The following is a 19,390-nucleotide window of genomic DNA, read 5'->3' on the forward strand; positions in this document are numbered from 1 at the left end:
CAGTGGAAAAGCTCACTGTAAACTTGTAATGTTCTTCGGTAGGCGTGTATGACAACATGAATACTTTATTGTTCCCCGTAATCCTAGCTGGTGGTAAAGGTGAACGTTTTTGGCCCCTAAGCCGCAAAGACCGACCCAAGCAATTTTTAAGTCTTGATGGTAGCTCTAGAAGTCTATTACAAGCAACCGCCGATCGATTGATTGAACTCGGTGGCGGGTGGGATTCCTTGTGGGTCATTACTTCTAGTCAGATAGCTGAAGGCGTAAGACAACAACTACCCGATCTACCAGTTGAAAACTTACTGATTGAGTCGGAAGGAAGAGACACTGCCGCAGCCGTTGCTTGGACAAGTTTAGAAATCAAACGGCGCTATGGTGAAGACGCTGTGATTGGCTTTTTCCCTGCTGACCACTGGATTGCTAACCAAGAGGCGTTTGCACACACATTAAATGCAGCTACGCAACTGGCAACAAGCACAGCAGCGATCGTTACACTGGGGATCAAGCCTACTTTTCCATCAACCGGTTACGGCTACATTGAACAAGGTGAAAAAATAGGTAGCTTTAATGAGTTGCCAGCTTATCACGTGAACCGCTTTACTGAAAAGCCCGACCGAGAAACGGCAGAGACTTTTTTATCTACGGGACGTTTTAGCTGGAATAGTGGAATGTTCGTTTTTCGGGCAGGGGTTGTTCTCAAGGAACTACATACCCATGCTCCAGAAATTATCGAACCTTTAGAACAACATGGCCCTGATATCTATCCCCAGTTGCCTAAGAAGAGTATAGACTATGCGTTAATGGAAAAGACAACTCTAGCATACGTTTTGCCAGTTGATTTTGGTTGGGATGATTTAGGAGATTGGAATGCGATCGAACGTTTACTGAAAACGGAAGATACTCCCAATGTAGAACTCGCTACTCACGTAGGTTTAGATACGCAAGGGGCGATTATTTACGCCTCAAATCCAGAAGATGTAGTTGTTACTATTGGTTTAGAGGATGTGGTGATTGTGCGCGATCGCAATATCACCCTCGTTGTCAAAAAAGAACGTACCCAGGAAATCAAGCAGATCCTTAAAATTCTCCAAAGTGATTCCCGATTTACTGACCTGCTATAAAAGTTAGAACCCTTGGCAGAGGCGAAAAAGTCTATTTTCCCATTATAACTTGACAGTCTGTTATTTTATCTGACAGTTATGGACATTATTAGCTTTGAACCTCTGGCCAAGACAATAGCAATCGATTCTATTACTGCCTATCAAAAATATATTTCTCCGTCCAAAGGATTTTCTTGTTCCCATCGCTTATTACACGGTGGGGATTCCTGTTCTAGTGACGAGCTAGCAAAACTTTAACCAGCATCAAAACTAGAGCCGATTTCCGTTGTATTGTCATCCCCTGCTACCTACCTCTTTAACTCCTCTGCCTCTTTGCAGTTTTTTACAAAAATGTTCCTCACCCAAACTGTTCCCCGTCAACGAGAAATCCTGGAAGTCTTCCTTCGCAATGGCTGGGACTATATGCGAAGGTTGCTTACTGGTGGCAAAGCTGATGAACCCCAACTGCCGACACCTGCGGTTTTAAAAAATATTTTGGTAGACTTGGGGCCAGTTTACGTCAAACTTGGCCAGCTACTCTCAACCCGTCCCGACTTACTGAGCGCCTCCTACATTGAGGAATTGTCAACTCTACAAGATGAAGTACCGCCAGTTCCTTGGTCAGAGATAGAAATAATTCTTCGCAAAGAATTAAAACGTCCATTAGCAGAAACCTTTAGCACAGTTAACCCGATCCCCGTAGCAGCCGGATCAATTGCTCAGACGCATCGGGCTACACTAGCAGACGGTCGAGAAGTCGCTCTAAAAGTGCAACGTCCGGGAATTGATATTACTATTGCTCAAGATATTGCTTTAATTCAAGGTATTGCCGATTTAGTAGCGCGGACTGAGTTTGGGCAAACCTACGAAATCAAATCTACCGCCGAAGAATTTACTAAAGCCTTAGAAGCCGAGTTAGATTTTACACGGGAAGCGGGTTTTACAGACCAGCTGCGGCGCAACTTATCCAAGAGTCGCTGGTACGATCCCACACAAATAGTAGTTGCGGAAATTAACTGGGAGTTGACCACAGAGAAATTACTGGTAATGGAATGGCTCGATGGAGTGCCGTTCCTGGCGGCAGATTTGGATAATGACCCTAACATTAAAGACCCTGCTGAAAAGCGTAAAGAAATAACTACTTTGTTGTTTCGGGTATTTTTCCAGCAACTATATATTGATGGCTTTTTCCACGCCGATCCCCATCCAGGAAACTTGTTTTATCTCAAAGATGGTCGTGTGGCTCTCTTAGATTGTGGCATGGTGGGAAGACTCGATCCCCGGACACAGCAGATATTAACAGAGATGTTGTTAGCGATCGTTGATTTAGATGCTCAAAGGTGCGCTCAGTTAACTTTGCAGCTATCAGATTCTGCTCAACCAGTTATTTTATCACGGTTAGAAAATGATTACGATCGCATGTTGCGAAAGTATCACAATGTCAGCCTCACACAAATAAACTTCAGTCAGATAATTTATGAAGTTTTACAAGTTGCCCGCAACAATAAAATTAGGCTGCCTAGTAATATGGGTTTGTATGCTAAAACCCTAGCGAATTTAGAGGGTGTAGCGCGGACATTCAACCCAGAGCTTAATTTTTTTGATGAAGTTAAGCCATTAATTACAGACTTGTTTCGTCGGCAATTACTAGGCGATAATCCAGTGCGATCGCTATTACGGACAGCCTTAGATATTAAAAGTCTGTCTCTCCAATCTCCTCGCCAAATTGAACTATTATTAGACCGAGTTACCTCAGAAACTTTACAGTGGAATTTATCGCTGCGGGGGTTAGATGGTGTGCGGCGCACTATGGATGATGCCGCTAACCGACTATCTTTTAGTATATTAGTGGGTTCGCTGATTATGGGTGCGGCAATTATTTCCACCAGAGCGCAGACAACTCAGCTATCTTTTTTAAGCACCAGCCTCTTTGCAGTCGCTAGTTTATTGGGTTTGTGGTTAATTATCAGTACATTGCGATCGGGACGTTTACGGTAAAATCATTTTGAATTTTGGACTTTGAATTGAAAGAAAAATCTAAAATTTAAAATGGAAGTTTGTAGTAAGAACTTTAGTGCTGAGAAAATTAAGGACTAAAGTCCTTACTACGAACTTGCTTAACCATCAATTTTGATTAACTGGATAAGACTCCTGCAATACTCGTCAATTCCATGATTTTCTCAAACTGAAAATCATGAGCTAAATTCTTGATAAAATTTTGCAGTACAGCATTTTCTGAAGGGATTTGCTCAATCAATTCTAAAATCAGGTCATCACTACATTGGGCTGCGGCAGTATAGACCTGTTTCACCCATTCAGGCGACATTTCAGATAATAGATTCACTAAATCCGCGATCGTCAACATTGATTTTGGTCTTTGTTGCTTTAGGTTTGTTAACTGATAGCTTTCTTCTTGATAAATATATTGAACTCCCAAATATTCGCTCAACTTTTCTAGTAATTCCTCCTCACGGAAAGGCTTGTTAATATAATCATCGCAACCCGCTTTGATTATTGCTTCTCGTTGTTCCTCAAAAGCATTAGCAGTTAAGGCAATAATAATGGTCTTCCAATTGGGGATTTGGGATTCGGTATTTTGGATTGAGGTTTCTTCTCTAGTTTTAATAACTTTTGTGGCTTCATAGCCGTCCATGATTGGCATCCGCATATCCATTAAGATCAGATGTGGTTGCCATGTCTGCCAAAGTGCGATCGCTTCAATGCCATTTATTGCTTCCTGGACTACAAAACCGATGGATGTGAGAATTTTCATTAACACTAAACGGCTATCTGTAGAGTCATCAACTACTAAAATACGGTATTCGCTTTGAGTGGGCGCTAAACTAATAACTTGGGGTCTAATTTGTTGGCTCTGGATTTCGCTGACTGTGGCTAGACCAATTTGAATATCAAAAGTAAATTTACTTCCCTGGCCAATAATACTGGTAACGCTAATATCACCTCCCATTAGTTGCACGTACTTGCGGCTAATTGCTAAACCTAATCCTGTTCCCTGTTGCGATTTTCTTCCGGTTTCAGTTTGCCCAAAAGCTTCAAAGAGCAAGTCAATTTCTTGTGGGGCAATACCGCGACCAGTGTCTTGTACCTCGAAGGTTAGGGATTGGGCATTGGGCATTGGGCATTGGGCATTAATTATTCTCCCCTGCTCCTCTGCTCCTCTGCTCCCCTGCTCCCCTGCTCCTCTGCCCCCCTGCTCCCCCATCCCCACTCGCAGCGTCACCCTGCCAGTATCGGTAAATTTGATGGCATTTCCCAGGAGGTTAAGCAAGACTTGACGCAGTTTACTTTCGTCAACTTGGATGTATTGGGGAAGGTGAGATGTATATTCAAAGACCAATTCCAATCCTTTGGAGGTGGCGCGGAAGCGCAACATCTCTTCGAGGTTTTCTAAGAGGCGAATTAAGTCAAAACTATTGAGATTTAAGGTTATTCTGCCGGCTTCGATTTTAGACATTTCCAAAATGTCGTTGATTAAATTCAGGAGATGTTCGCCAGCACGATTGATAATTGCGAGATTTTGCTGATGTTCAGTTGATAAATCATGATCGTGGCTCATGACTTGGGTAAAACCAAGGATGGCGTTGAGTGGGGTACGCAGTTCGTGACTCATGTTAGCGAGGAATTCGCTTTTGGCACGGTTAGCAGCATCAGCAATTATTACAGCTTCTTGCAATGCTTGTGACTGCCTTTGAGTTTGCGCTAGCAATTGTGCCTGCTGTAAAGCAACACCCAACTGATTGCCAATTTGAACTACGATGTTGATTTCTCCTGGTTTCCATTGGCGGGGATCGGAATTTTGATAACTCGCCAGCAATCCCCAAAGCTGACTACCATGTAAAATCGGAACAATAATGTAGGCTTTAGCTTGAAAGCGCTCTAAGAGATTGATATAAGCAGGATGAAACTCAGCATTGTAAATGTCTGGGACACAGAGAAAACTTGCACCTGGGGTTGCTTGCAGATCGAGATATTCCACCTGGTTATCGGCGCTATCCAAAATTTTCGCTAGACAACGCCCATCTTGTAATACCCCCTCTGTGAGATAAGGATTGTTGTTGTGTTCTTCTATGAGAGAAATCCAATCGTTACCCACTGATTCAGAAACAAATTCCCCATTCCAGTCGGGATTGAAACGATAGACAACAACCCGATCGCAGTTGAGTACTTGGCGTAATTCTTCGGTTGTAGCCGCAAATATCGTCTCTAAATCTAGTGTTTGGCGCATTCTTTGAATCACTTGCGCGATCGCTCTTTCTCGCTCTGCACTCTCACGCAAGGCTTCTTCTGCCAATTTTCTCTCGGTAATATCTGTAATTGTACCGATGTAACCTTTAATTTCTCCATCATCTCTAAATTCTGGCAAAGCATGACAAATTACCCAGACAACTGTATTATCATCATGCAAGAAACGATGTTCGTACTTATAGGTTGACTTCGCTACTGTTGCTTGATTCCATGCCAACAATAGCTGCTCGCGGTCGTCTGGATGTACGGCATTTGCCCAACCTGTTCCCAGAGAATTTTCTAAACTATATCCAGTAATTTCACTCCAGCGTTGATTAAAATATAAAACATTGCCATCTACATCAGTATGAAATATACAAGCTGGTGAGGCTTCTGCGAGAAGTTGATATCGTTGCTGGCCTGACTGCAAAGCTAGTTCTGCCAATTTGCGATCGTTAATATCTGCCCAATAACCAACCCATTCGATCGGGGAATTCGCTTCGTCACGAATTAACCTCATCTCTTCGTAGAACCAGTGATAAGTTCCGTCAGCGTGTAACCAACGGTATTTGTAAGAAATGTACTCCTGCTTAATAAGGTGAGAAAATTTTTCCGAGATCAGTTCAATATCTTGTGGATGGACGTGATAAAGCCAAAAACTGGAGTTATCGATAAATTCCCGCGCTTCGTAGCCCACCATTTCTTTAACGTTTTCACTGATAAAAGTAATGCTAAAATCCTCTGATATTTTGCTGCTATAAATAACTACAGGGCTAGATGTGAGCAGATATTGTAGGCGTTCGTTGGCTAAACGCAGTTCTTGTTCGACGTGTTTGCGTTCGCGTAGCGCTGCATGTAGTTCGCTAATTTCTACTAAAACTGTGCCAACACCAGAGGGGCGATCGCCTTCACCTACAATCGGAAAATAAGAAGCTAAGAAGTGGCGGATAATATCTGGTTGTTTGATTGATGTGCTGCTTAATTCTTGATTGAGAATGGGTTGACCAGTTAACAGAACTTGCTGATAAATTGGTTCTACTAAAGGGGCGATGTGGGGTAAGACTTCATGGATGGTCTTGCCAATATGATCTTGCTGGGGTAGTCCATTAATCTCCGCCAACAGTTGGTTAATTTGCACAAATCGCAGCTGGTTATCTACAATATTCATGCCGACGGGAGCGCTGCTAAAGAAGGCATTGAGACGAGCTTCTCTGAGTGCTAGTTCTTGTTCTAGGGTTTTGCGCTCAATCAACCCACCCAATTGAGCCGCAACAGCACTGACTAGCAAGAGCAAACGCCGATCTACTAATACTGAGCTACGTTTAAAAAACACTAAAACAGCTAATACTTGGTTGCCAGCGAGTATGGGAACACCAAAACCAGCTTTGAATCCTACCTTGGCTGCTTGTAGCGATTGCAAGAAAACTGGTTGTGTAACTTTAGAGACATCTTCTATCCATTCTGGTTCTTGGTTTTTCCAAACTCTTCCTGGCAATCCCACTCCCAGAGAAAATTTCACCGTTTGGCTTTGCTGGCAGAATTCTTCTAAGCTGCTCTCCTCTCCGTACCAGCCCAGTCTGTGTTCTAAAACAGTCCCATCTTCATTAGGTATCCAGGCTTCACCAAAATCCCAGCCAATGGTGTGACAAATTAAACGCAAGATCACTGCTAAGGCGTTGTTGACATCACTGGCGCGAGTGATAGCTTGGGTTGTCAACAGTAACAAACGGCTTTCATTTTCTGCCTGCTTGCGTTCAGTAATATCTTTTGCGGTTCCCAGTACATACCATTGCCCATCAATCTCGATCATTTCTGCACTCAACAGTGTTGTCCTGATTTCTCCTGTTGAAGTGCAGACATCAATCTCATAGTTGCGGATGGCTTTTGCTTGTTGCAGGATGTTGATGAGAAAATTATATTCTTCTGGATTCACCCAAATATGCAATTCTTCATCGGTGCGATCGATTACCTGAGAACGAGAATAACCAAAAAACCGACAAAAGCTGTCGTTTACTTCGATGTAGCGTTTGTTGGGAACAGTAATTAATGCAATTGGGTCAGGAGATGACCGAAAAGCTGACGCTAACTTTTCTTCAGAAGCCCGTCGCGCTGCTTCTGCGCGTTGGCGTTCTTTTGCCTCCAATACCAAAGATACTAAATTGCCCAGAGAGCGAGCGAAATTTTGGTCTTCTAGCGTCCAATGATGCGTAACTCCCACCGCCTCCAGGCATAAAACTCCTACGGTCTTTCCCTCCAGCCTAATGGGTGTATCGAGTATGGAGGTAATATTTAATCTTAAATAAGACACAGAAAATTCTTTAGTTCTGGGATCGGTATGAGCATCATCTGCGGCGATTGGTTGTTCTTGCTGCAAAGCTGCAAAATAAATTGGATAGTCTACCGCTGACAAGAAAAGTCCTTCGCTATGTTGATTGCTACTGCCCTCAAATAGATCAAAACACTGGATTTTCATGCCTGTTTCGTCATACAGCCAGACACCAGCTCGTTCCATGCCAATATTCTTGACCGCTGTTTCTGTGATTTTACTCAAGGCTGCTTTCAAATCACCCTGATAAAGCGTCTGATTTTGTGCCAATTGTGTTAGCACTAGATTATGATTGCGGAGCTTAATCGCGCTTTCTTGGAGTAATTTTTCTACGCCTCGGCGCTGCGTAATATTACTACCAGTGCCTGTCATACCTATAACCTGACCCTCTTCGTTGCGTAATGCGATCGCATTCAACATTAGATAAAGTAAGGTACCATCTTTAGCCACACAGGTAGTTTCATGCTGGAAGATAGACTTTCCCTGAAGAACACGCTCAAAGGCTACTTTATCTTGAGCAACTTGTGTAGGTGAGATGAAATCAATTAAGGCACGCCCGATCATTTCTTGGGGTTCGTAGCCATAAATCTGTTTGACTGCTGGATTGACAAAAGTAATTATTCCATCAATGTCCACCGACCAGATCATGTCCTGGGATGTCTCCACTAGGAGGCGATACTGACTTTCACTCTTCTTGAGGGCGGCTTCGACTACAAGGCGTTCGCTTTGATAAACTTCTCTACAAAAGGCTTTGCTAATGCTAAAGGGAATTTCTGTAAAAATATCTTCTATTTGTCGGTTGCGAATATTTAACTCAACTGTAATCCGTTGACGCTCTTGAATCTCCTGTTGCAGTTGGTTATTTTTTTCTTTTAACTGTTTTTTCAGTCTTTGGAGAGTGAGTTGATTTTGGATGCGTAATAAAACTTCTTTAGTTTTGAATGGTTGAGTAATATAGTCAATATCACCTAAGTTTAAGATGTTTATTTTTTCAAAAAAATCATCGAAAATTCCGAAAAGAATTATCGGGATTTCTTGAGTTTGATCGTTAGCTTTTAAATATTGCCATACTTCATAACCATCCCTCTCTATAATAATAACATTTAACAAAAGCAAATCTGGAGGAGAAGCAAGTGCCGTCTTGATTGCCAATTGTCCAGAAATGACATTTTGTACTTCATAACCTTGCTGTTGAAGGATGTCTGATAAAAAATGTAAATTCTCTAAGTTGTCATCAACTAATAAAATTTTTATTTTTTGAGCATCCATATCAGTTACTAAGTTAATTTTCAATCAGGAATAATTTTTTCAATAAAACTGAACATGAAATCAGAAAGCAAAACTCTATCACCAGATTGTAAATAAAATCATCATCGCTTACAACTATACTTCAGCGCCGGGTGTATAGAAAAGTTGCATATAAAGCAGGATAACTGCTTATATTATGTCTGCTTCATTACTTAATTAAATCGGAAGAATCCCAAACAGCCAAAGCTACGGTGTACATACAAGTCCTAAAAATCTAGGTTGATGAGGCTTGACTCGTTCCCAGTCTCCGACTGGGAATGCATTCATTGAGTCTCTGACTCAATGTCTGACTGGAGGCAGCAGCCGCTAATCAGCCATTGCCATGCTCTGTATGGGAACGAGATAAATCTGAGAACAATGGGAAATCGACCTTTTTTCTACTTGTGTCCACACCGTAGTCCTTCGCATTGGGGAGACGCCAAAAGCGTTAGCAAGTCTTCATACGGCAAGCTACGTCCAGCGTCTTTGTCAATCTAACCCTGAGATCGGGCTAGAGCTTCTGACTACAAGCGAATTTAATTAAATTTAGATTACATAATCTAGTTTAATTTATGATTGCCTACTTCCTTTGACATTAACTATTCTCAAGCTTTTGATGATTGTTTTGTTTGATACGGTAAATCCAACCTATGTCTGTACGGTTTACCCAACTGTTTTTAGATTCTTCTTTTATTAAATTACTTACTAGAGAGAAGAAACAAAGCAAATAAAGCTCCTCTCTCAAAAACACCTCTAAAACTTTGATTGATTACCCAAAATTGAATTAGAAAGTTAAGGAGAGATTGAAATATGGCACTCATTCGTTGGGAACCATTCCGTGAAATGGAGATTCTGCGTCGTCAAATGGATCAACTATTCTCTGATCTGACAGTAGCCGAGCGTGGTAACTCAGATATTTCTGCATCACCGAGAACAGCGTGGGTACCTGCGGTTGAATTACATGATAATGGTTCAGAGTTGCTATTAAGAGTTGAGATTCCAGGCGTGGAAGGTAAAGACTTGGATGTTCAAGTTACTCAAGATGCAGTTTCGATTGCTGGTGAGCATCGTTACGAAAAACATTCCCAATCTAAGGATAAAGTGCATTCTGAATTCCGGTATGGCAAGTTCGCTAGAGTAATTCCTCTGCCAACCAAAGTTCAGAATCAACAAATTAAGGCAGACCTAAAAGATGGGATTTTAATTTTGACTTTACCCAAACTGGAGCAAGAGCAGAGTAAGGTATTCAAAGTCAATTTAGGCCAATCTCAAAGTGCTACAGCTTCTATAGAAGCTGGCAATGGCAACACACAATCCAACATTACATCACAGTAAAGTGTTCAAACTACTTGAGAAGACGTTCTATTTTCTCATTCCATAATTCCTATATCTTTAAAATAGGTAAATCTTGATAGAAACCCCAGCTAATGAGTTTAGCTGGGGTTTTTATTGGTTTTTTTCTCAACCCTATTTCAGTAAATTTAGGGTGAGAGTTTATTCCTCTTGGACATCAACCCAGATACTGCCTTCTTCCACACGAATCGGAAACACTGGCAGTGCCTTTGGTTGTGAAACTAACGAGAGTACCTTACCTACACCAGGTGGCCAAGAACACCAATCTTTTACCTCACCAGTCCGCAGGTCAAAAGCACTGTGATGGAAGGAACAAACAATTGCGCCATTCTCATTTATTTTCCCACTTTTCAAAGGTAATTTTAGGTGAGGACAAGTGTTATCTACAGCATAAAACTGACTTTCGTGATTCAAAAGCAAAATTTTCCGGTTGCCAACTTTCACCACTTCTCGCGCACCTGGGGAAAGTGCATCGACGGCAAGAACTTTAGTCCAACTCATTAGGTTCTCCTCTCCTAATATATCTGCTTTCAGTTTCCCGCAATAGTGACCAGTGCGATCGCCTTTGAGTACCGGAGAGTCGAGAATGTCTACGACGGGCTTTGTCTACGCTGGCAAGATAATAAAACTATAAAATTTTACATTAAACAGCATTTATATACTGAATAAACTTATTTCTGGGTACACTAAATAAAGCATTTACTGTCTATGTTTCACAAGGCTTGTAGCTGATAACAGACAATTCTAAGAGATATAAAAAATGATTAAGACAAGTTACGAATTTGAGCAATCTATCCTCGCCGCAGGATCTTCATTAAAGACTGATATTCTGCTACGTTTTCGTCCTGACATAGCTAAATCTCCTCGACGTAACCTTAACCTTTCGCTTGTAATTGACCGTTCCGGCTCTATGGCAGGCGCTCCCTTGCATCACGCGCTCAAAGCCGCTGAGTCTGTGGTAGATCGACTTGAGCCTGATGACATTCTCTCAGTAGTTGTTTACGACGATGAAGTGGATAGTGTTGTGCCACCCCAAGCTGTGACTAACAAATCTACACTGAAAAATTCCATCCGCAAGGTGAGAGCCGGCGGTATTACCAACTTATCGGGGGGATGGCTCAAAGGCTGCGAACACGTGAAAACGCGACTCGACCCGCAAAAAATCAACCGTGTTCTCCTGCTTACCGATGGTCACGCCAATATGGGCATTCAAGACCCCAAAATACTGACAGCGACAGCAGGGCAAAAAGCTGAGGAAGGCATTATTACAACTACGTTAGGCTTTGCTCAAGGTTTTAATGAAGACCTGCTGATTGGTATGGCAAGGGCCGCTACAGGCAACTTCTACTTCATTCAGAGCATCGACGAAGCAACTGAAGTGTTTAGTATTGAGCTAGACAGTCTCAGAGCAGTAGTGGGACAGAACCTCAAGGTGACGCTTGAATTAGCAGATGGTGTCAGCCTGGTTGATACCTTAAGTCTGGCTAAAGTTAGCCAGAATGACGCTGGTAAAGCTGTCATCACTTTGGGAGAGCTTTACGAGGGTGAAGACAAACTTCTCGGTTTGAGTCTGGGGATATCAAGCGCTCAAGTTGGCGATTTACCTGTGATGAAGCTGCATTACAGCGCCGATGTTGTGCAAGATGACCGCATTCAAAGCGTGTCAGGTACAGTTGATGTCGTCGCCAAAGTTGGCACTGTTGAGGAAGCAGCTTTTGCTGCTACGAGCCATATCATTCTGGAACTGAGTCGCCTTACCATCGCTAAGGCCAAAGAGACTGGGCTTAATCTCGCTGAGCATGGCAAGCATCAGGAAGCTGAACAAATCCTGCAGGCGCTTGTGAAAGATTTGCGGGATAAAGGCTTGAACGAGAATTTTGAAATTGCTGAAGAAATCGATCAGCTTGAATATTTCGCCAGTCGAATCGCTCAAAAAGCTCTAGGCAATGCCGGACGGAAAGAGATGCGGGATCAGACTTACCAGACGATGACGCGCAATCGCAGCGATTTGGTGGGTCGTGGTGTCACTGCTGGCGATGAAGTTTACGCCATGCCCATTGTGAATGAAGTCGGTTCAGGCGTTGAATTGCACTGCGTTCGTGAAGGGGGTAAACTGCGGATCAAGGTCATGTCCGAAGGCTATGATTCAACCAAGAACATCCAGTTTCCCCGCGCCATTCGTGCCGAGGGGGCACGCTATGTCGTTGAAGGGTTGGAACTCTCAAGCGATCGCACTTTCTATCGGGTACGTGGTAAGATTACCCGTTTTGCTAAACCCGGTGAAACAGATATCTTTGTTGCCCCTAGACAATCGTATCCAACTAACACAGGTAAAGCTTCCAAAGGCCCTGCCAGTGCTGCCGATCTTCCTACAACTGACAGTGTAGGGGACAGCATTTTAGTTCAGTGTGTCAAAGATGGCAGCAAGCTACGCGCTAGGGTGGTTTCCGACGGATATGAACCAGATTGGAACATGCGTTTTCCGCGATCGGTTCGCGAAGAAGGAATGCTTTACGTCGTTGATGAAGTCAAAACCGCGCCAGATGGCAAGTCTTACATTGCCTGTGGTGAAATTAAGCGATTTGTCCAACCCACTTGAATTGGAGAGCAGGGGAGGCAGGGGAGCAGGGGAGCAGAGGAGAATAATTAATGCCTTATGCCCAATGCCCAATCCTTAAAATATGCCAAGTAAATATGCCTTAGCCGACTGAGACTGTCAGGATCAAAGAGTAAAGAGTAAAAGGCAATCTATTTTGACTTTTAACTTTCTCCTTTTGTTCAACTTCCACAACGGGAGGTTTAATCTTGACTAAATTGAAAGTTGGTATCAATGGCTTCGGTCGAATCGGGCGACTTGTGCTTCGTGCTGGCATCGATAACCCCAACATTGAGTTTGTGGGCATTAACGACCTAGTACCACCAGATAACCTCGCTTACCTATTAAAGTACGACTCAACCCACGGTAAATTAAAACAGAAGGTTGAAGCCAAGGAAGACGGTATTCTCATTGACGGACATTTCATTCCTTGTGTGTCAGTGAGGAATCCAGCAGAGTTACCTTGGGGAAAATTAGGTGCAGATTATGTCGTAGAAGCTACCGGACTCTTCACTGACTACGAAGGAGCTGCAAACCACTTAAAGGCAGGTGCAAAGCGAGTGGTAATTTCCGCTCCCACTAAAGATCCAGATAGAGTTACTACTCTGTTAATAGGTGTCAATCATCACCTATTTGACCCCGCCAAGGATATCATTGTCTCCAATGCTAGCTGCACTACAAACTGTCTAGCTCCCATAGCTAAGGTGATTAATGATAATTTCGGGTTGACTGAAGGGTTGATGACCACAGTCCATGCTATGACTGCGACTCAGCCAACTGTAGACGGCCCCAGCAAAAAAGACTGGCGGGGTGGTCGAGGTGCATCCCAAAATATTATTCCCTCCTCCACAGGCGCAGCGAAAGCCGTAGCACTGGTTTTACCAGAATTGAAGGGCAGGTTAACTGGGATGGCATTACGAGTTCCAACTCCCGATGTCTCTGTAGTTGATTTAACTTTCAAAACAGCCAAAGCCACCAGTTATAAGGAAATCTGTGCTGCGATGAAGGAGGCTGCCGCAGGTTCACTAAAGGGTATCTTGGGTTACACAGACGAAGAAGTAGTTTCCACAGATTTTCAAGGTGATACTCATTCCAGCATCTTCGATGCAGGTGCTGGGATTGAGTTGAATTCAAACTTCTTCAAGGTAATTGCCTGGTATGACAACGAGTGGGGCTACTCAAATCGCGTGATTGACCTGATGTTGTCTATGTCACAGAAGGAAAAACTCGCCCCGACAGCGGCTGTGGTTTGATTAGTCATTAGTCATTAGTCATTAGTCATTGGTCATTAGCTTTTGACTGCTGACTCTTGACTAGGGACTTTTGGGATTTGGGTCAAATGGTAAATACTCCGAAAATAAAACGGAATCTAGTATTTTTATTTAGCAAACCAGTGATATGAAGCACGTGTGAATTTGGATGTTTTGTGCGATGTCTACGACGGGCTACGCCTACGCTCCAAGCATCCAAATTTGCAGGTTACTCCTCAACCCCCAATCCCTATGCGTCGAACCAAAATCATTTGTACTGTTGGCCCGGCTACATCTGCACCTGAAAAGCTGCAAGCCTTGGTAAAAGCTGGAATGAATGTGGCACGGCTGAATTTTTCCCACGGAGCTTATGAATTCCACGCCCAAACGGCTCACTATCTCAGGCAGATTAGTACTGAGCTGCAAAAGCCGATCGCCATTATGCAAGACCTGTGTGGCCCCAAAATTCGCTTGGGAACTTTACCACCGGAAGGGTTAAATTTAGAAGCTGGTACTGAAGTTACTTTTGTTTTGCAAGAAAAGGGTGGGAGTATTGACGAACTACCCCTACCATTGCCGACTTTGTTCGCAATGGTGCGACCAGGCGAACCAATTTTAATTAATGATGGTCGCGTCAAATTGATAGTTACCGATCGCGATGCCGATCGCATTCGCGCCCAAGTGAAAATTGGCGGGTTAATTTCTACGCACAAGGGAGTGAACCTGCCCCAAACTCCTTTACCTGTAAGTTCGATCACCGAAAAAGACTTGCTGGATTTGCGTTTTGGGATTCAGTTGGGTGTAGATTGGGTGGCGGTGTCCTTCGTGCGATCGCCACAAGACTTAGAACCCGCCAGACGAATGATTGAAGCCGCTGGCGCTTCGATCCGCTTAATTGCCAAAATCGAAAGATCGGAGGCAGTAGAAAACTTTGACTCCATTCTGAAAGTTGCCGACGCGATTATGATTGCCCGTGGCGATTTAGGGGTGGAAGTGCCAATTCACGAAGTACCCCTAATTCAAAAAGATATTATTCGCCGTTGCAATCGTGCTGGTAAGCCGGTGATTACAGCCACCCAAATGCTAGAGTCGATGATTAGCGCCCCCGATCCCACCCGCGCCGAAGCAACCGATGTTGCTAACTCTATCTTGGATGGAACAGACGCAGTAATGCTTTCTGGTGAAACAGCTGTCGGACAATATCCCGTCGCCGCCGTCCAGATGATGCACAACATCGCCGTGCGGACAGAACAAGCTTTAGATGAGGGTAGCAAACACGCTTGGTGTCATGAAGCAGGCAGTCTCAGCGTTACCGAATCTGTGGCAGAATCCGTCTGTCGCATCGCTTATGAAACTGGCTCACGGGCAATTCTTTGTAACACTTCATCAGGAAGTACGGCGAGAATGGTGTCTAAATATCGGCCGACTTCTCCCATTATTGCCCTAACCTCCGACATTACCGCTTACCGCCAGCTAGCACTTTCTTGGGGTGTGGAAGCTTTGTTGATCCCACCAGTCCACAATGCTGAAGAGATGTTTACCAATGTAGTGAACACAGTTGTAGACATGGGTCTAGCAAACAAGGGCGATAAGGTAGTAATTACCTCTGGTGTTCCAATTGGTAAATCGGGCACAACTAGTTTAATCAAAGTGCATTCCATTGGACAGCCAATTTCGGCATAAGGCACTTAGAATAAGGCTGTGGCTCAAGATAGTAAGCAAAATTGGGCAATCATTAAGAAAAATTGCCAGAATCAGAATTGAAGGAAGAGTAAAGAGTGTAAAGAACTGGGGAATAAGTAAATCCTGTAACATTCATCACGGAGTATTTTATGTCTAAGAATTTACTAGAACAATTGCGACAAGTGACTGTTGTAGTCGCAGATACAGGGGATATCCAGGCAATTGAAAAGTTTAAACCCCAAGACGCTACCACCAATCCTTCACTGATTACTGCTGCGGCACAAATGCCAGAATATCAGGGAATTGTCGATCAAACTTTACTGCAAGCGAAGAAAGATGCTGGAGCCGGAGCCAACCAAGCACAGATAGTTTCTCTGGCTTTCGACCGTTTGGCAGTTGCCTTTGGATTAAAGATTTTGCAAATCATTCCCGGTCGCGTGTCTACGGAAGTGGATGCTCGCTTGTCCTACGATACCGAAGCTACCCTGACTAAAGCACGGGACTTAATTGCTCAGTATAAAGCTGCTGGAGTTGGTCGCGATCGCGTTTTAATTAAAATTGCCAGCACCTGGGAAGGCATTCGCGCTGCGGAAATTCTCGAAAAAGAAGGTATTCACTGTAACCTTACTTTATTGTTTGGTCTTCACCAAGCGATCGCCTGTGCAGAAGCCGGCATTACTCTAATTTCTCCCTTCGTCGGTCGGATTCTCGACTGGTACAAAAAAGATACCGGACGCGATAGCTACCCAGCAACCGAAGATCCAGGAGTTTTGTCCGTCACCAAAATCTACAACTACTACAAGAAATTTGGCTACAAAACCGAAGTTATGGGAGCTAGTTTCCGTAACCTTGGTGAAATTACTGAACTTGCAGGTAGTGACTTGCTGACTATTTCGCCGTCGCTTTTGGCTGAATTGCAAGCAACCGTTGGAGAACTGCCACGCAAACTTGACCCTGCGAAGGCAGCAAGCTTGGAAATCGAAAAGATATCTATTGACAAAGCTAGCTATGACAAGATGCACGCTGCTGACCGTATGGCAACTGACAAACTAGACGAAGGTATTAAAGGTTTCACCAAGGCACTAGAAGACCTTGAAAAACTTTTGGCAGACCGACTCGTTCGCCTGGAAGGAGAGGTAGTGGCAACCCATTAGGGACTTCCAATTAAAAAACATCTAAAGTAGGTAGTATGCGTTACGGCTTGAGCCGTAACGCATTTTAATAAAAGCCAGCAGCGGGATTTGAACTCGCGACCTTCCGATTACAAGTCGGATGCACTACCACTGTGCTATGCTGGCAAGTTTGACGATTACGACGATTACTCTTAATTAGCAACCACGATTCATCATTGTACCATAATCCATTTATTTGTCTAGCTGTTAATTCTAAAAAATATCTACTTCATCAGAAATTAGGCTAAAAGACCAGAAATTTTCGCGATATCGCTGCTTTTGTACGCCTAGATGGTTGTTCTGGCGTTTCCATTGTGATGAACCAGAAACAATCAGGGATTCTGAATCACTGATAAAGTTGATAAATTAATATTCATCGCAAAAGCTAACTCAAATCCTGGGCTGAACCCAAAAATATCTGGTCAGTTTTAAAACTATATTTTCTTGGCACGGCTGAATAAAGGAACAGAAATATATAATTATTTTTTACAGATTACAAGCATGGCAGCATTGCTCGGACGAGATTTATTAAGTCTAGCGGACATTAGTTCTACGGAACTTCAAGAACTTCTGCAATTGGCAACTCAACTTAAATCACAGCAGTTGAAGTTGCAGTGTAATAAAGTTTTGGGGTTGTTGTTCTCCAAAGCTTCAACTCGTACACGGGTAAGTTTTACAGTGGCGATGTACCAACTGGGTGGACAGGTAATTGATCTCAATCCTAATGTTACTCAAGTTAGTCGCGGGGAACCTTTGCAGGATACAGCGCGGGTGTTAGATCGATATCTGGATATTTTGGCAATTCGCACTTTTGCCCAGCAGGATTTAGAAACTTTTGCGGAATATGCCAAGATTCCAGTGATTAACGCACTTACTGATGCAGAACATCCTTGTCAGGTATTAGCTGATTTATTGACGATTCAAGAAAGCTTTGGCACTCTTGCTGGGTTAACTTTAACCTACGTGGGTGATGGGAATAATGTAGCTAATTCTTTGATGTTGGGCTGTGCTTTAGTGGGGATGAATGTTCGAATTGCTACTCCTAGTGGATATGAGCCAGATTCTCAGATTGTAGAGCAAGCAAGAGCGATCGCTAACAACAAAACTGAAGTCCTCCTGACTCACGATCCAGAATTAGCCGCAAAGGGTTCTGCTGTACTTTACACTGATGTTTGGGCGAGTATGGGGCAAGAAGCAGAAGCAGACAACCGGATGCCAATTTTCCAGCCTTACCAAATTTCAGAGCAGCTATTGAGCCTTGCTGATCCAGAGGCAATTGTTTTACACTGCTTACCAGCCCATCGCGGTGAAGAAATTACCGAGGCTGTTATTGAAGGTTCCCAATCACGAGTTTGGGAACAGGCAGAAAATCGCCTGCACGCTCAAAAAGCTTTGCTTGCAAGTATTTTAGGGGCAAAGTAAGGGAATAGGGCACAGGGGATAGGGTGTAGTTTTCTTCCTTGTAACCTCTAACCTGCAACCTGTACCCTGTTATATTCTTATTTGTCAAAAGGCAAAAGAGAAGAAAATAATTTTGCTTTTGCCTTTCATATTTTTACTTTTCTCTTGTTATGGGGAGTTTTTTGTAGTACTAATGTTCTAGAGACATTTATAATTACTTCCTGCAAATTTATGGAACGTCTAACGGAAGCTCAACAAGAACTTTACGAATGGTTGGCAGAATACATCAGATCGCACCAGCATTCGCCTTCAATTAGGCAAATGATGCAAGCGATGAACCTGAAGTCACCAGCACCAATTCAAAGCCGTTTAGAACATTTACGGACTAAGGGATATATAGAATGGACTGAAGGACAAGCGCGAACGATTCGGATTTTGCGTCCTGTTAAGCAAGGTGTACCAATTTTGGGCACGATCGCTGCTGGTGGTTTAATAGAACCGTTTACTGATGCTGTAGATCATTTAGACTTTTCTAATTTCGATTTACCTCCCCAAACCTATGCTTTGCGGGTGGCTGGCGATAGCATGATTGAAGATTTAATCACTGATGGCGATGTGGTATTTCTGCGTCCAGTAGCAGAACCAAATCATTTAAAAAATGGTACTATCGTCGCCGCCAGAGTTGATGGATTTGGTACAACATTAAAACGTTTTTATCGCCAAGGCGATCGCGTTACTCTCAAACCAGCAAATCCTAAGTACAATCCCATTGAAGTCAGTGCTATGCAAGTACAGGTGCAAGGTTCTCTCATTGGTGTTTGGCGCGGTTACAACTGAATTGGGGAATGGGGCATAGGGCATGGGGCATGGGGAGAATAACTCTGAACTCCTCACTCAGGACTCCAATGCCCAATACCCAACACCCAATGCCCAATGCCCAATGCCCAATGCCCAATGCCCAATGCCCAATGCCCAAT

Annotated in this window: 11 protein-coding genes and 1 tRNA gene; 9 read left to right on the top strand and 3 right to left on the bottom strand. The window is 43.4% G+C overall.

What is annotated here, in order from left to right:
• Positions 1–56 precede the first annotated feature (56 nt).
• Together HWQ42_RS03405 and HWQ42_RS03410 are read left to right on the top strand one after the other, a co-directional pair.
• Positions 57–1,121, top strand: a complete 1,065-nt coding sequence (locus HWQ42_RS03405) for a mannose-1-phosphate guanylyltransferase (protein WP_292809285.1) — start codon at positions 57–59, stop codon at positions 1,119–1,121.
• Between the two features lie 330 nt (positions 1,122–1,451).
• Positions 1,452–3,098, top strand: a complete 1,647-nt coding sequence (locus tag HWQ42_RS03410) for an AarF/ABC1/UbiB kinase family protein (protein ID WP_292734423.1) — start codon at positions 1,452–1,454, stop codon at positions 3,096–3,098.
• A 136-nt stretch (positions 3,099–3,234) separates the two neighbouring features.
• On the opposite strand, the gene HWQ42_RS03415 is transcribed toward HWQ42_RS03410, so the two are convergent.
• Positions 3,235–8,940 carry a PAS domain S-box protein gene (locus tag HWQ42_RS03415; RefSeq protein WP_292809287.1) on the bottom strand — a complete coding sequence of 1,902 codons (5,706 nt, stop codon included), beginning with the start codon at positions 8,938–8,940 and terminating at the stop codon, positions 3,235–3,237.
• 828 nt (positions 8,941–9,768) lie between these two features.
• On the opposite strand from HWQ42_RS03415, the gene HWQ42_RS03420 reads away from it, so the two are divergent.
• A complete protein-coding gene (locus HWQ42_RS03420; protein WP_292809289.1) occupies positions 9,769–10,293 on the top strand; it encodes an Hsp20/alpha crystallin family protein in 525 nt (174 codons plus the stop codon).
• Positions 10,294–10,452: 159 nt separating this feature from the next.
• On the opposite strand, the gene HWQ42_RS03425 is transcribed toward HWQ42_RS03420, so the two are convergent.
• Positions 10,453–10,812 (bottom strand): Rieske (2Fe-2S) protein, encoded by a 360-nt coding sequence (locus tag HWQ42_RS03425; protein WP_292809291.1) that lies wholly within the window; start codon positions 10,810–10,812, stop codon positions 10,453–10,455.
• A gap of 259 nt (positions 10,813–11,071) precedes the next feature.
• Here HWQ42_RS03425 and HWQ42_RS03430 point away from each other — a divergent pair, with 259 nt between their 5' ends.
• From HWQ42_RS03430 to HWQ42_RS03445, 4 genes are all read left to right on the top strand, one after another.
• Positions 11,072–12,910 (top strand): VWA domain-containing protein, encoded by a 1,839-nt coding sequence (locus HWQ42_RS03430; RefSeq protein WP_292809293.1) that lies wholly within the window; start codon positions 11,072–11,074, stop codon positions 12,908–12,910.
• Between the two features lie 206 nt (positions 12,911–13,116).
• On the top strand, positions 13,117–14,160 hold the full coding sequence (gap, locus tag HWQ42_RS03435; protein WP_292734434.1) for a type I glyceraldehyde-3-phosphate dehydrogenase: 1,044 nt from the start codon (positions 13,117–13,119) through the stop codon (positions 14,158–14,160).
• A gap of 249 nt (positions 14,161–14,409) precedes the next feature.
• On the top strand, positions 14,410–15,840 hold the full coding sequence (gene pyk / locus HWQ42_RS03440; protein WP_334811997.1) for a pyruvate kinase: 1,431 nt from the start codon (positions 14,410–14,412) through the stop codon (positions 15,838–15,840).
• A 149-nt stretch (positions 15,841–15,989) separates the two neighbouring features.
• Entirely contained in the window at positions 15,990–16,994 is a 1,005-nt protein-coding gene (locus tag HWQ42_RS03445) for a transaldolase (protein WP_292809297.1), read from the top strand.
• Between the two features lie 72 nt (positions 16,995–17,066).
• Here the strand turns inward: HWQ42_RS03445 and HWQ42_RS03450 are convergent.
• Positions 17,067–17,138, bottom strand: a tRNA-Thr gene (locus HWQ42_RS03450).
• Positions 17,139–17,513: 375 nt separating this feature from the next.
• Between HWQ42_RS03450 and argF the strand changes: the two genes are divergently transcribed.
• Positions 17,514–18,434 carry an ornithine carbamoyltransferase gene (argF, locus tag HWQ42_RS03455; protein ID WP_292809299.1) on the top strand — a complete coding sequence of 307 codons (921 nt, stop codon included), beginning with the start codon at positions 17,514–17,516 and terminating at the stop codon, positions 18,432–18,434.
• A 210-nt stretch (positions 18,435–18,644) separates the two neighbouring features.
• Positions 18,645–19,250: a transcriptional repressor LexA gene (gene lexA, locus HWQ42_RS03460; protein ID WP_163929533.1), complete on the top strand. Its 606-nt coding sequence runs from the start codon at positions 18,645–18,647 to the stop codon at positions 19,248–19,250.
• Positions 19,251–19,390 lie beyond the last annotated feature (140 nt).

It is taken from the genome of Nostoc sp. JL23 (assembly GCF_017115065.1).
Classification (GTDB): Bacteria; Cyanobacteriota; Cyanobacteriia; order Cyanobacteriales; family Nostocaceae; genus Nostoc; species Nostoc punctiforme_A.